This window comes from Mesorhizobium sp. WSM4833 (genome assembly GCF_055811095.1).
The window spans coordinates 237,603-251,339 of sequence record NZ_JBVVQG010000009.1; the positions used below are offsets into that span (position 1 = coordinate 237,603).

Annotated in this window: 11 protein-coding genes and 1 pseudogene; 2 read left to right on the top strand and 10 right to left on the bottom strand. The window is 61.5% G+C overall.

Annotated elements, in window-relative coordinates; genetic code table 11:
• Position 1 precedes the first annotated feature (1 nt).
• Genes tagH through tssA form a run of 8 tightly spaced genes read right to left on the bottom strand, consistent with a single transcriptional unit; the run spans position 2 to position 8,851 of the window.
• Complete coding sequence (gene tagH / locus AC0L2D_RS20300; RefSeq protein WP_013525303.1) at positions 2-1,474, bottom strand: type VI secretion system-associated FHA domain protein TagH; 1,473 nt, start codon at positions 1,472-1,474, stop codon at positions 2-4.
• Positions 1,471-2,538, bottom strand: coding sequence for a type VI secretion system baseplate subunit TssG (gene tssG, locus AC0L2D_RS20305; RefSeq protein WP_473542131.1), 1,068 nt, complete (start codon positions 2,536-2,538; stop codon positions 1,471-1,473). The genes tagH and tssG overlap by 4 nt, the downstream gene beginning before the upstream one ends.
• On the bottom strand, positions 2,502-4,376 hold the full coding sequence (gene tssF / locus AC0L2D_RS20310) for a type VI secretion system baseplate subunit TssF (protein ID WP_013525305.1): 1,875 nt from the start codon (positions 4,374-4,376) through the stop codon (positions 2,502-2,504). The genes tssG and tssF overlap by 37 nt, the downstream gene beginning before the upstream one ends.
• A gap of 1 nt (position 4,377) precedes the next feature.
• Positions 4,378-5,133, bottom strand: a complete 756-nt coding sequence (gene tssE / locus AC0L2D_RS20315) for a type VI secretion system baseplate subunit TssE (protein ID WP_013525306.1) — start codon at positions 5,131-5,133, stop codon at positions 4,378-4,380.
• Positions 5,120-5,578: an Hcp family type VI secretion system effector gene (locus AC0L2D_RS20320; protein ID WP_013525307.1), complete on the bottom strand. Its 459-nt coding sequence runs from the start codon at positions 5,576-5,578 to the stop codon at positions 5,120-5,122. Before AC0L2D_RS20320 ends, tssE begins: the two co-directional genes overlap by 14 nt.
• A 46-nt stretch (positions 5,579-5,624) precedes the next feature.
• A complete protein-coding gene (tssC, locus tag AC0L2D_RS20325; protein WP_024504477.1) occupies positions 5,625-7,130 on the bottom strand; it encodes a type VI secretion system contractile sheath large subunit in 1,506 nt (501 codons plus the stop codon).
• A 2-nt stretch (positions 7,131-7,132) separates the two neighbouring features.
• Positions 7,133-7,672, bottom strand: a complete 540-nt coding sequence (gene tssB / locus AC0L2D_RS20330) for a type VI secretion system contractile sheath small subunit (protein WP_013525309.1) — start codon at positions 7,670-7,672, stop codon at positions 7,133-7,135.
• A gap of 6 nt (positions 7,673-7,678) precedes the next feature.
• Positions 7,679-8,851, bottom strand: coding sequence for a type VI secretion system protein TssA (gene tssA, locus AC0L2D_RS20335; protein ID WP_013525310.1), 1,173 nt, complete (start codon positions 8,849-8,851; stop codon positions 7,679-7,681).
• A 327-nt stretch (positions 8,852-9,178) separates the two neighbouring features.
• Between tssA and tssH the strand changes: the two genes are divergently transcribed.
• Entirely contained in the window at positions 9,179-11,944 is a 2,766-nt protein-coding gene (tssH, locus tag AC0L2D_RS20340; RefSeq protein WP_013525311.1) for a type VI secretion system ATPase TssH, read from the top strand.
• 421 nt (positions 11,945-12,365) lie between these two features.
• Here tssH and AC0L2D_RS20345 read toward each other — a convergent pair whose 3' ends face one another.
• The gene (locus tag AC0L2D_RS20345) at positions 12,366-12,581 is read right to left on the bottom strand and encodes a hypothetical protein (RefSeq protein WP_013525312.1); all 216 of its coding nucleotides are present in this window, start codon (positions 12,579-12,581) and stop codon (positions 12,366-12,368) included.
• 37 nt (positions 12,582-12,618) lie between these two features.
• On the opposite strand from AC0L2D_RS20345, the gene AC0L2D_RS20350 reads away from it, so the two are divergent.
• Positions 12,619-13,185, top strand: coding sequence for a hypothetical protein (locus AC0L2D_RS20350; protein WP_473542135.1), 567 nt, complete (start codon positions 12,619-12,621; stop codon positions 13,183-13,185).
• Here the strand turns inward: AC0L2D_RS20350 and AC0L2D_RS20355 are convergent.
• A pseudogene (locus tag AC0L2D_RS20355) lies at positions 13,110-13,292 on the bottom strand (helix-turn-helix domain-containing protein); the annotation flags it as partial. The gene AC0L2D_RS20350 and the pseudogene AC0L2D_RS20355 overlap by 76 nt on opposite strands.
• Positions 13,293-13,737 lie beyond the last annotated feature (445 nt).

The following is a 13,737-nucleotide window of genomic DNA, read 5'->3' on the forward strand; positions in this document are numbered from 1 at the left end:
CTCACTCCTCCTCATATGCATCTCGAAAATCAGCGCCGATTTCGCCAAGGAAGCTCTTTTCAGCACTCTCGGCGATTTCACGATGGCGCTTCTGGTAAAGTTCCCACAGCTTGGCGCCCCGCCCCCCAGAGAGAAGGGTTCCGATCGCGGAATTCGATTTCAGCTCTTCCTCGATCACTACCGGGTCAAAACGGTCGATCATCCGCCGCATGGCGGTCTGTATGCCTCGCCAGGCGCGTACGTGATGTTGCGCGAGATCGCGCACCGCATCGGTGATTGCCGCTTCACCGCCGAGAAATCCTGGGCTGCGCTCAGCGATAAGCGTTATGATGGCGTCGTCGACGGTCGGCAGGAACTTGAGCGGATTGACTTCGGAGGCCCCGACCATGGTCTGCGCGACGCGCGCGTTTCCCTTTTCCTCGGCCCGCTTGCGCAGAAGCTGCATCAGGCCTTCCATCATCATCCGGTATTCGCGACCGAACTTCTCCATTTCCGCGATGCAGTCGCGTCCGGGGAAATCGGCTTCCTCGACACCCATGCCATGCAGGAATGCGGCGCGAAGCGCCATCTCCTCCGGCCGCGCCGCAGCCAGCGCCGGGGCGCCTTTGGGAGCAGCACCCACACGTGGTGATGCAGGGGTAGCTGCGGGCTGCACCGGCAAATCCCAGGGATTGGCTGATTGGGATCGCTGGGCGATGCGCTCGCGCTGTTCGATCGAACTGGCGCCGTTCGCCGAACTGAGCGTGGCGGCTGGTCCGAAAGCAAAGTCATCATGGGTTCCGGACGGCTTGTCACGGGCAGCTTGGGCTGCGCGGTCGGGGGACGGTACCGCGTCGAGGCTGAACGGGTCCGCTTGGCTCGCCGCGCCGCCCGGTTCGCGATAAGGGGCGGGATTTTTCGACACCGGCGTCGAAACCGGATCGAGGCTGAACGGGTCATCGAAAGCGGCCGAGTGGCGCTGGTCGGAGTTGGCACGTTCGAATGCACCCGCAACCGGCTGCTCGAAAGGGTTCGGCAGATCGGCCGGACGTGGCCGTCGCGGCTCTTCTTCGACCTTGGCGGAAAAGAAGTCATCGCGACCGATGCTCACCGGGGCCCGGGATGCTGGCGGCGCGCGTTCCGAAACCGGCTGGCCGGCCGCTGGTGCTTGAGTGGCTGGCGTTTGCAGGTCGACATGGACGACGTAGTCGCCCAATCTCAGCCGCATGCCACTTTGAAGGCGCGTCGACTTGCCGGCACCGAGCGGGCTGTCGGAGTCGTTTATGAACAATCCGCTGCTCGACGTGTCGGTGACGAAATATCCATCTCGCCCGCCAGAGATCTTGCAATGTGCCCTTGAAACGAACATGTCGGGATCGTTGATCTGCCAACCCGCGTCCGCGCTGCGGCCGATCACCAGCTCACCCTCGTCAAGCCGGGCCTGCCGCACCGCCTGGGTGCGTGGCCCTTGCTCCAGTGTCAGCAGCAGGCTCATGCCGCGACCCCCGTCATTTCCGGCCGCCATCCGACGATTGTCCGCAGCCGCATGTCGTCAGCATCGCCCCTTTCGATGGGTCGCGCAAGCCAGGCGGTCCGCCCGAGCCGAACCGCTCCGATTTGGGGCGGCGGTACGGCTTCACGCGCAAGCACGATGCGCAGATCGACGTCGAGCGACTCCCCGACCATGTCGCGAACGGCCTGCTTGAACAGCTTGAGCCGCTCGCCGCCAGGCAGGAACGCCTTGAACTCCTCATACCCCAGCGGGCCGACACGCAGTTCGATCCTGCTTTGGCGGCTGAAAACGCGTGGGCCGATCGTCGCGCCCTTGCCGAGCCCTGCAAAGGCCTTTGCAAGACGGGTCTGGAGACCGGTTGGTACTGTTATCCAGGCGGAGATGAACTCCTTGATCTGTACCGGCGCCTTGAACGCTTCCGCCAGGAACAGCGTCAGCCGTTCCGGGCCGTCGACCTGATTGGCCAGCGAAGCCGCCTGGCGAAGCTTCACCGTATCGAGATTGGGGTCCTGCGTGCCGGGAAGTCCGATCCCGGCCATGGCTTCAAGCATGGCGCGAACGCGCCCGCCGACCGCGCGTTCGGCCTGCACGGCCGGGTGCGCATCCGCCCAGGCCCGATAGTAGAGGGCGATCATACGGTGCTGCAGAATGTTGACGAAGTCGACGAACGTCGTGTCGCTGGTCAGTTGTGCCTCGGCGCCGGCGAACCAGCGTTGCGAGAGCCGGTCGAGCACCCAGCGCGTCAGATGCAGCGGCATTGGACCCTCGGGTCCCAGCAGACCATAATTTGCCACCGTGACCCGGGCCGGTGCCGCATCGCGGGCTTCGCGGAACACAACCAGGTCCCGTGCGGAAAAGGCGAGGCGCACATGCTGGCCGAGCCGTGCCGGCTCACGGTCGGGACGGCCGGAATGGCCGAACAGACCGTTCCGTTGTTCGAGGCGGCGCAGCAGTTCGAAAAAGTCGAACGTCTCGGACAGACCTTCGGCCCTGTTCGGGCCGGGCTTGTCTAGATCAGGTAGCGATTGCCGGGCGTCATCGGCCATGGCACATCCTCCTGCTTCTGCAGCAGCCGCGTGCGAGTTCGCACGAAGCCGTTTATCCCGGCGTGACGAGCAAACAACCGCGCCAGCAAGGCCGAAAGCAGCAAGGTACTTTGGCCGGCCAGGACCGATTGATCAACATGCAACGTGACTTCGGTACCGCGTCCAAAGCACATCGGTCCATCGATTTGCAGACGTTCGATGACCGGCTGCGAGTCGATACGCACGATCGAATGCACATTTCGGGCAAGGCTTGGATCGCCGCGATCGGCATAAAGGTCGAGTAGCGCATGCAGGGGATCGATGCCGCGGCCTTCTTTGGCAAGACTGAGAAAGTTGAGCGCGAGCTGCGCCACCAGCCGCCAGGCGAGATCATCGGCCCGCGATTCCCCGTCGGCCCCAGCAGGCAGTGCCGCAGGAATAGCTGGCTGCGGCGCACGCAAGGCGCCAAGAAGCCTCACGGTTTCGACCGGGTCGCCGGCCTCTAACGTCAACGTCGGATTGTCATCGAGGATCGGCAGATCACGATTGGTGCAAAGCGCCATCACGTCGAGCCGCTTCAGCGGCCGGGTCGCCGGCCTTACGAGCGGCCGGGACACGGCCAGGAAAACGTCATCCCCGGTATAGGACGTTCGCGTCAGGCCTTCGCGGCGCTCCTCCTCCATCGCGCGGCGAGGGCGCCTTTCGGTCGAATAGACCCAACCACTACCGCGGTTCTGACCCAGGCTGAAGAGCTCGGGGATTTCGGCGTCGTTGCCTTCCGTGTCGGCGTCCTCGACGCGGATGACCCGGTAGATTTCGAAGTCACGCGCCCGCGTCCGGTCCGCATGCAACACCTGGCGCGTCTTGCGTTCATCGACTTCGACGACGTTGCACTCGCGTTCGAACAGATTGATGATCGGTGTCGCGAAAAGTTCGAAGTCCGCCGGCGTCAGATCGGCCAGCTCGGGAACCGTGCGTTTGAACAGGAAAATGATCTCGAGTCCGGCCGCGCATTGGCGCACGACAGGCTGCAATCCCAAAACCCGTGCATAGTGAAAACGCTCGGGCATCATGAAGTATTCGCGCAGCAACCGGTATCCTTCGAATGTCGGGCGGGTGCGCGGCATCAAGGCCTCGTCGTCGCTGATGCCGATCATCTCGGGTGCCGGCAACGGCGACAGCGGGTTGGTCTTGCCTTCCGGTCGCGCTGCTGTGGCCGCGCAGGCGCCGAAAATCGCATCGAACAGTAGCGGCGCCTTGGTGCGTCCGGCAAAATAGAGGTCAAGCCGGTCGAGAGCCAGTTCGTCGAGCTTGCCTTTTCCGGTCCTGGCCAGCGTGAGGCGGAGCGCCGACTCGCCGCTGACACCGCCGATCGGTCCTATGCCAGCCATCGCCATCGCACTGCGGTCCTGAAAAAAGCTGACCGAAGTGACCGCGATCGGCCATAGAGTCATTTCCTGGGCGGTTGAGAAAATGCAGCGCGTTGACAGGCCTGGCTGCAGGCTGGAAACCAGCCGTGTGTTGCGCTTGACGACGTGGCCGGCCAGCATGGTCTGGACCTGCTGGCCGGGTTTCAGCACCGCCATCGCCGTTGCCGGCGCCGGCGTGACCAGATCGGGATAGAGAACGTCGAGCACACTGCGGGAAAATCGCGAGCGCTCGGCATCGACCTTTAGCCGGGTGCGCGCGGCCAGGAAGGCTACGCCATCGAGCAGGCGCTCGACATATGGGTCCGGACACGGCACCGTATCGAGGGAAAGGTTGCGCGCCACCGCCGGATGCATGTCTGCGAATTCCGATGCAAGAGCGCGGATATGGCTCAGTTCCTCCTCGTAATATTCGACGAAGACCCGATCCATCTCAGGCCTCCCCAATTTCGGTCCGCGCCAAACCGTTGTCGAGATTGATCGTGGTGCGCAGGCGCATGCGTTCGGGAGTCGGGGTCATGATCAGAACGGCGTCTATCTCGATCTTCAGGCCGACGGTGTTGTCGCCAAGCGTGACCGTTACCTTTGTTGCGCTTTCCTTCAGGCGGGGCTCGAAGGTCGCGAGCACCATGCGGATCTCACGTGCCAACACCTCGCGATCGAAGTCGCGCGACGAGCGGCCCGAGAAGGAGGGCACGCCGTAATTGACCACGCTGCGGCGGACCTCCGGGAAATCGGCAAGCGAAGGGGGATTGTCCGCAACCTGTTCATTTTCCAGGTCGGAAAGAAGCGGCGTCGCCTCGAAGCGCTCTGTGTTGAAGAGCGCCTCGATGTCACGCCGTACCGCTTCCCTGAGCACGCGCGCCGATACCACCACGCCACGGCTTTCGATTTCGACGCGGTGCTGGGTCTGAACGGCCAACCGATGCAGACGGCGTTTCTGATCCGGTGTCAGTACCACATCGGCGTCGATGGCACGCGTGCTGCCGGCAACGAGTGTGTCGAGACGGTCCGCGCCAAGCTCGTCGAGCAGGACATGGCGCAGCCCGTCTATTTCCGAGGTCAGGCCCGGCAGATCATTGACGAGACGATCCCAAAGCGACGGCTGGACGGCTTCGCTTTTCGCCCGCAAGCTGCCAGTGGTCTGCTGCATGCCCGCGCCGGGTCGCCGAACCTCACTTGCCGACATAGACATCCATTTCGGCTTCATCATTGCCGTCATAGACGAATTTGATCTTCTTGTAGGCGAAGCTGACCTCTTCCTGGATCAGGTCTTCCTCATCCTCGGCCTGCGACATGTCGTATTCCATGATCGAGGCGTCGGTGAGGGTAACGACCAGGTAATCCTTGGTCTCGCCATCGATGGTCCGGCGGGCCGAGAACACCACCTCATCAAGGGCCTTGTTTTCGAACAAAGCCTTTTTCAGATAGGGCGATGATTTGTCGTAGTGCTTGGTGAATTTGATCATCCCCATGGAGACGCGGCCACGGCGTGACAGCGAATTGGGATCATAAGGTGCGACCATCTTGTAGTCGACGCCATGGATTTCAATCTCGTCATCGTGGCCGTCGCGGGTGCTGGGGCCTTTGATATCGGGAACCTTCAGGAAGCCATCAATCTTCGTAGTCGGCATTGTGTTTCTCCACCGCTTTCAAAAAACCAGGTTGTCGTTGCTGCGATCAAGTCTTAACGGACGGTAGTTCCGAGACCAGTCGGAGCGACGCATTGATGCCCTCCAGCTGGTAATGCGGGCGCAGATAGAAGCGGGCATTATAATAGCCCGGCCGCCCCTCCACGCTGTCCACCTGGACCTCGGCGGCGGCAAGCGGGCGCTTGGCGCGCGCCTTGTCGTCGGCAAAGGCCGGGTTGGCCAGCACGTATCGATTGATCCACTCGGTCAACCAGATCTGCATGTCGGCGCGCTCCTTGAACGAGCCGACCTTGTCGCGCGCGATCGCCTTGAGGTAGTGCGCAAAGCGCGAGACCGGGAACAGGTAGGGCAGGTTGGCGCTCAGCCGCTCGTTCGACTGTGCATCGGGGTCGACCAGCCGCCCCGCCCGCGTTTCGTCGTCCTGCAGCGAGTGTGCTCCGATGAAGGCCGCGAGATCGGTATTCTTCCGGTGCAGGATGGGCATCAAGCCAAGCTTGGCCAGTTCCGCCTCGCGCCGGTCGTCGATGGCGACTTCCGTGGGACATTTCATCGCGATCGAGCCATCATCGGTCGGGAAGCTATGCACCGGCAGGTTGAGCACCGTGCCACCATTCTCGACGCCGCGGATCTGCGTGCCCCAGCCGAAAAGCTTGTGACTGCGGTTGATGTTGACGCCCATCGGGAAGGCGGCGTTCATCCAGACATATTTGTTGTGATCGCCCTCCACCTCTTCCTCGAAGGTGAAACCCTTCACCGGAACGGTATCGGTGCCGTAGGGCAGCCGCGCCAGGACGCGGGGCATGGTCAGGCCGATGTAGCGAGCGTCCTCACTCTCGCGCAACGACTGCCACGAGGCATAGGCGGGGTTGGAGACGATCTGCTGCAGGTCTTGCGGGTTCGGCAGTTCCTGCCAGCTGTCCATGCGAAATAGGCGCGGCGAAGCGGCCGCGATAAACGGCGTATGCGCGGAAGCGCAGATGCCGGAGATGTTGCGCAGCAGGCCGACGTCACGTGGGTGATTGGAGAACTCGTAGGCGCCGATCACGCAGCCGATTGGTTCGCCGCCAAGCATCGAATACTCGTCTGTGTAGACTTTCTTGAAGATCGGGCTCTGGTCCCACATCTGACCTTCATAGTCTTCAAGCGTATCGGCCAGCTGCTCTTTGGAGATGTTCATCACCCGGATCTTCAGCTTCTGATCCGTCTCGGTGTTGTTGACGAGATACCACAGCCCTCGCCATGTGCCTTCCATCTCACGCACTTCCGGCGCGTGCAGGATTTCGTTGACCTGTGTCGTCAGCATCTTGTCAATGCCGGCGATCAGCGACTTGATCGATTTGATGGCATTGGAAGAGATGGTCGTGGTGTCGGAACGGGACTGCGCCGCGAGCGCGAGATTGCGCACGAGCTGTTGCAGCTTCTCGCTGTCGTCCTTCTTGACCTTGAAATCTTTTTCGAGGAGTCCGCTGAATTCATCGAGGTTTATGGCTTCGGCCTCCGCGGCGACTGAGGCGGTCTTTTGCTGTTCGGCCATGATCATTCCCCAACCTTGTCGTCGTCGGCCAGCGCCTGGCTGGCAATCTTGCCAAGAAGCGGTTCGTTGTTCAGAAGCTGCGCGATGCGCTTTTCAGCATCGACACGGCCATCCATGAAGCCGAGCAATTCCTCGAGTTGTCGACGCATCTTGAGGATCTCGGCCAGTTGCGGAACTTGCTCGGCAATCTTGTCGGGGGCGAAATCACCCATCTTGGAAAATGTAAGATCGAGCGCCAGTTCCTCGTCACGCTCCTGGCCCTCGGCCTGCGGCAGCGTGTTCTTCACCCGCGCTTTGACGCGGGGGCCGAGCGCCTCCATGAATTTTGGGAAGCGGTTCGCGTCGGTCTCGACAAAGGAGCGGTCCAGCACCGACTTTGACGCTTCCTTGGTTTGCGAAGCACCGGCAAGGTCGGCCATCACGCCCATGACAAACGGCAGTTCGATCGTCGTCGGGCTGCCGTAGGTTTCCACATCGTAGGCGATCTGCACCCGCGGCGCGCGATTTCGTTCGATGACCTTGGCTTTGCTTTCGGCTGGCATGTGTTGTTACCTTTCATCCTTCTGAGCCGTCTTCTTGGCATCGGGAACGCCGGCCAGCAGCCTGAACTCCTTCAGCCCCGAAGGGGCGAGATCTTCCATCAGTTCAACGAAATCCATGTGCACCATCCGACGGACCCGCCGAGCCAGGTGCGGAATTGGGCTCGACGGTTCGGTACGGTCATAGAAGGCGACGACCAGGTCGAGGCATTTCACCACGTCGTCGCGCGAGGAGATCCGGTCGGGGAGTCCCGTGCTCGAGTCCGCATAGCTTGCCATACTTGCCATAGCATCGGCTCCATGACCGTTTCGAGCAGGCGTTGCCAGTTCCGTCGGCACCGCCTGCGTGGCTGCGCCATTCGTCACCGCGCCGGCCGCTGAATTCCGTTCAAGTGTCGTCAGCAAACGCTGCAGGAACCGTTTTAAGTCCGGAACGGGAGTGCCGCTGCCCTCGAGACGAGCGTTGAGCGCAGTCTCGAGCGCATCCAGTGCCGTGATCGTCGCCCGGGCGTCGGCGATGAGCTGGACCATCTCCGCATTGGCCTGATCGATCTGTGCCGCACATGCGGCACGCACCCGATTCAAGAGTTGTCCGTGCGCACTGACCAGCTGCGCTTTTTCCGCCGCATTCAGCCCCGAGGCGGCTTCCTGGAGCATGACGCGATCGTCGAGCGCACCCTTCTCCAGGTCCTTGCCCTGAACCGGGCCGATTGCGCGCGGCGCGAAGAACGTCATTTGCCGCAGATTCGCCAACAACCCGTCCTGACCATTCTGCAGGTCGATCAGCGCGTTGATACGGCGCAAGGCGGCATCGCGCGGCGAAGCGTTGGGCCGCATAGCCGGATGCATGGTGTCCCAATGCTGATCGAAGGTCTGCGCGATCAGCGTCAGACCTTGCGCCAATCCGGCCAGCCCGTCTTCATTGGCCAGCGCGCGCGTGACGATGACAAGCAGGCGCAAGTCCCTGCCATGCGCGCGCAATTCCTCCGCCTTTGCGAGCACAGCGGGCCAGTCGACTGGAATCGTGCTTTGCGAGCCGGCCTTATTGTTGCCGTCGTGGACGACCTTGAGTTGGGCTTCGGTCAGGCGCTCCAACTCATGGAAAGCCGGGTCGTTGCGCAAATCTTCCCCGGACGGATTCTCACCGTCTAGCGAAGAAAGCCAGAGTGCGAGATCAATCACACCAACCCCCAGCGAAGGCCCTCAAACCTTATGTGACCTTACGTTATCACACCGGTGCACTTTACCACAATTCAACGAGTGCTCCAAAATTAACAGAAGCTGAACACCGCCATGAGTACCGAACTCCGTGGCGCAATTGTCAATCCGTATGAGAAATGCATCGCGCAGGGCGCGCAATTCCGCTGTTGTTTGCAGCCGGTGGTGCAAGACTTCCACAATACGAGGAAGCTGGCTGAACCAGGCATTGAGGCCTCGTCCACAACGCACTTTGTCAAGTGGCGGCATCTGTGGCAGTTTATCGGCTGGCAGATTGCAGGAGCACGTTCGATGGAACAGCGCCGGTCGTCGCAGAGCTTCAAGCGTAAGGAACTGGTCGGCAAGCTTGATCCTGTCGGGGTGCGCGCCTTCAAGGCCGCGGCCGATAGCGCCAAGCTGCGCGGCAATCCTTACGTCGAACTCGTTCACTTCATCGAGCAGCTGGTGCTTTCCGACCGCTCCGATGTGCAAATGATAATCGCCGATGCGGGACTGGATGCCAGCCGGCTCACGGCAGATATGACCCGTGCCGTCGACAAGTTGCCCTATGGCGCAACCTCGATCGAGGAATTCTCCGATCATATCTTCCATGCAATCCAGGAAGCCTGGAACCTCGCGACGCTGGAGTTCGGCGTCGAGGAAGTCCGCAGCGCCCATATTCTGCTTTCCTGCCTGAAAACCCCGGTTCTGGAAGGCCTGCTGTCGAAGATCAGCGGCGAGTTCGACAAGATCGACGCCGATGCGGTTGTCGCGCGGTTCGCCGATGTCGTGGAAGGTTCGCTCGAAGGCGGCGCAGCCATCGCGGTTCCCGCGGCTGAAACGCCGAAGCGGACCATGGGCGGAGATTCGGCCTTGGCGAAATTCGCCACCGATCTGACCCAACGCGCCCGCGAGGGCAAGATCGATCCGGTCGTCGGCCGCGATCCGGAGATCCGGCAGATAGTCGACATCCTGATGCGGCGTCGGCAAAACAACCCGATCCTGACCGGCGAGGCCGGGGTCGGCAAGACGGCGGTCGTTGAGGGCTTTGCCTTGCGTATCGCTCAGGGCGATGTGCCGCCCACGCTGCAAGGCGTCAGCGTGCGCATGCTCGATGTCGGATTGATGCAGGCGGGCGCCAGCGTGAAGGGCGAATTCGAAAAACGGCTGAAGGCTGTGATCGACGAGGTTCAATCGTCCGAAACGCCGGTCATCCTGTTCATCGACGAGGCCCACACCTTGATTGGCGCCGGCGGTGCTGCCGGAACCGGTGATGCCGCCAATCTCTTGAAGCCGGCGCTGGCACGGGGCGAACTTCGCACCATCGCCGCAACGACCTGGGCCGAATATAAGCAGCACATCGAGAAAGACCCGGCGCTGACCCGCCGTTTCCAGGTGGTCAAGATCGACGAGCCGTCGGAGGCGGTGGCCGTTCTGATGTTGCGCGGGGTGGCAGGGGTTCTGGAGCAACACCACAAGGTGCAGATACTCGACGAGGCGATCGAGGCAGCAGTCGGCCTGTCGCATCGCTACATCCCGGCACGGCAACTGCCTGACAAGGCGGTGAGCCTCCTCGACACCGCCTGCGCCCGTGTCGCCATATCGCAGCATGCTACGCCAGCCGAGGTCGAGGACATCATGCGCCGCCGCCAGGCTCTGGAGGTCGAGCGCGGCATCATCGGGCGCGAGGCCGCGATCGGCATCGAGGTGGCTGAACGGCAGGCGCGCGTCGACACCGGGCTTGCCGAAAGCGAGATCACCCTGGCTGCGGCGCAGCAGCGTTGGGATCGTGAAAAGGTGCTCGTCGCCGAGATACTCGAACTGCGCGCCAGGCTGCGCGGCGAGGGTGTGGCGCTCGATGCGGCCACCGTTGGGGCCGATGCCGAACCGGCAGCGGCGAACGCAGAAAAGACCAAGGTAGCGGAGTCGTCAGAGACTGAGCCGCCCAAGGCCGCCCAGACGGACGCGGAGACACAGGCCGCTGCCGATCCTGCCGCCGATCTCGCCCGATTGCGCGCACTGATGGCCGAATTGGCAGCGGCACAAGGCGAGACACCGCTGATTCTGCCCTCGGTTGACCGCAATGCAGTGGCCGCCGTGGTCCAGGACTGGACCGGGATCCCGACCGGACGGATGCTGTCCAGCCAGACCGAAAAAGCGCTCAAGCTCGCCGCCACGCTTTCGGAACGGGTTGTGGGGCAGGATCACGCCATGGAGATGATCGCCAAACGCGTGCAGACCAGCCGCGCCGGGCTTGGCGCGCCTGAAAAGCCGGTCGGGGTCTTCCTGCTTTGCGGCCCCTCGGGCGTCGGCAAGACCGAAACGGCATTGGCGCTGGCCGAAACGCTTTACGGTGGCGAGCAGAACCTGATCTCCATCAACATGTCCGAGTTCCAGGAGGCGCACACCGTCTCGACACTGAAGGGCGCACCGCCCGGCTATGTCGGCTACGGCAAGGGCGGCATCCTGACCGAAGCGGTGCGCAGAAAACCCTATTCGGTGATCCTGCTCGACGAGGTCGAGAAGGCGCATCCCGACGTCCACGAAATCTTCTTCCAGGTCTTCGACAAGGGCATGATGGACGACAGCGAGGGCCGCCGGATCGATTTCAAGAACACCCTGATCCTGCTCACCTCGAATGTCGGCTCCGAAGTTATCATGGACCGCACAAGGAATGGCACGCTGCGGACCGGGCTCGACGATCTGGATACCGCCTTGCGCAGCCCATTGCTGAAGGTCTTCCCGGCTGCCTTCCTTGGCCGGGTGGTGACCATTCCTTACTATCCGCTCTCTGATTCGATGATCGAAGCGATCACTGGCCACCAGTTCGCCAAGATCGCTCGCCGGTTGCGGGCAACCAACGATGCGGAACTGGTGATCGGCGACGGTGTCATGGATCTGGTCAAGGCCCGCTGCACCGAGATCGAATCCGGCGGGCGGATGATCGATGCCATCCTGACCAACACGCTGCTGCCGGAACTGAGCCGCGGCGTGCTTAACCGGTCGCTCGAGGGCGAAAAGATGACCAAAGTCACCGTCGGCGCCTCCAAGGAAGGTTTCACTTATTCCTTCGAGTAGGTTCTGATCGTGTAGAACCTCGTCGCCCTCGGCTGCCGGCCCGCTATTCGCGATCCCCCGTGGCGCCGCAATTCGAGAGGTGGCGGTCTTGCCCGTGCGCGAGAACGACGTGCGCAGCCGGTAGCGGATCGTCCACGACAGCACCGGCCCGCCGGTAGCATCGACGATCGTCCATCTATTGAAGGTTACCGACTGTCCCGCGCATTTCCAGCTGCGGGGACGCCTGGGCTTGAAAGAAGCTCACTGGCTTATCCGATGTCGCCCAGACGCAAATTCCGCAGGCAATCCCGAAGGAGATCAACAGGGCGGGCGAGATGGGTAAGCGGTGCAGGGATTGGCTGGGCCTCTTTGTTGCAGACCCGCCCAAAACCTCCTGCAACCGGATCGGTTCGACATAAAATATTTACCGTGTTGGCATGGTTTACGAATGGTTTCGCGGGCCATCCACCTCATGGCCGCTTTGGCTTTGGCCGGACCGGTTAAGGTTGAGCCGGATGATTTGACCGGCTGCGAAACTCCTCGCAAATTCCTCGTTGTCGAAAAGCTGTTGGGTGGTCACGCCATCCTCGATGATCTGCACCGCCCATTGGCCGTCTATGTGTTCTACCCGAACACCGTCCTTCTGATCGTCGCCCACGCCCGCACTCCCACACAACGATGTGGGAAAAAACCATGTGATCGGCAATCCAGCAAGTCACAAAACCGTACGAATCCGGCCGCTGGTTAACTTTGTAAAAGCGTCGAAATTTTCGCAAATGCCCGCACCCGCAGGAAACCAATTTTGGAAGGCCCGTAGCTCACACGGCCGCAGCCCGATCATCATCGATCCAGAGAAGCTGTGGACGGCATGTTGCGAGTACTTCGAATGGGTCGACGCGCACCCGCTCTATGGGGCCAAGCCCTTTGCGTATCAGGGCGAGGTGAAGATAGAGAACGTGGCGAAGATGCGCGCCATGACGATTTCACCAGCCAGGTCGAGGAAATCATCCGCACCCAGAAGTTCGAATCGGAACTCACCGGCAAAGACGGCGAACCGTTGCCGCTGGTCCCCGTGGTCAATGTCACAGTCCGCAGTTCTTGACCTGGAGCTGCATCCCAAGCAGGGGATAGCATTCAACACCGAAGCGACCGAAACGCTGTATGGTGGCGCGGCCGGCGGCGGCGGCTCCTCATCATGGCGCCGATTGCTCGGTCGGCCGCGCTCCTTCGACACCAGCCCGCCGGCGCCGTCCTGGTCATAGGCTTGCAACAGCCGGTGAACCTGACTGCGGCTGAGATGAAGAAGCTCCGCCGCCTGGACGCTCAGCCGCCGGTCGCGGATCTTCTGGATGGCTTCAAGACGATGCAGCTCTTTTTTGCGACAAGGTGATCAAAGGCATGCCGGCTCCGCAATACGCCCGGTCTCACGCCAGGCAGTGTGAAGTCGTCAGCCTTCCTTTCCAGCTTCGAGTTGGCCAGAGCATGAGCTGTGAAAGTCGGGGACTGTCGCATCTCTAAATTGCTCAAGTGTCGCATCTCTATATAACTGCTACATCCAGAAGTCGCATAACATACATTATGGAACATGAAATTATGATTTGAAATCAATGTGTTGGCAAAATTTATCGGCTGTTAGCCACCCGCTCCATCATGCTTTCGCCGCACAAGAAAAGCAAAATGCGTTTCATCGTTGGGCCACCGGGCCCCTTTTGTTGCGAATAGCTGCTTTGTGCCGCGAGGACCTTGGGAAGCTATTTCCTTTCGAAAAAACAGATTTTTCCTTTCGGGTAGAGGTTGGGATATGATTGCGCGAC

What these genes read in the sequence shown, in the direction of transcription:
- tagH (WP_013525303.1), bottom strand. Translation starts at nt 1,474, where the DNA reads ATGAGCCTGCTGCTGACACTGGAGCAAGGGCCACGCACCCAGGCGGTG.
- tssG (WP_473542131.1), bottom strand. Translation starts at nt 2,538, where the DNA reads ATGGCCGATGACGCCCGGCAATCGCTACCTGATCTAGACAAGCCCGGC.
- tssF (WP_013525305.1), bottom strand. Translation starts at nt 4,376, where the DNA reads ATGGATCGGGTCTTCGTCGAATATTACGAGGAGGAACTGAGCCATATC.
- tssE (WP_013525306.1), bottom strand. Translation starts at nt 5,133, where the DNA reads ATGTCGGCAAGTGAGGTTCGGCGACCCGGCGCGGGCATGCAGCAGACC.
- AC0L2D_RS20320 (WP_013525307.1), bottom strand. Translation starts at nt 5,578, where the DNA reads ATGCCGACTACGAAGATTGATGGCTTCCTGAAGGTTCCCGATATCAAA.
- tssC (WP_024504477.1), bottom strand. Translation starts at nt 7,130, where the DNA reads ATGGCCGAACAGCAAAAGACCGCCTCAGTCGCCGCGGAGGCCGAAGCC.
- tssB (WP_013525309.1), bottom strand. Translation starts at nt 7,672, where the DNA reads ATGCCAGCCGAAAGCAAAGCCAAGGTCATCGAACGAAATCGCGCGCCG.
- tssH (WP_013525311.1), top strand. Translation starts at nt 9,179, where the DNA reads ATGGAACAGCGCCGGTCGTCGCAGAGCTTCAAGCGTAAGGAACTGGTC.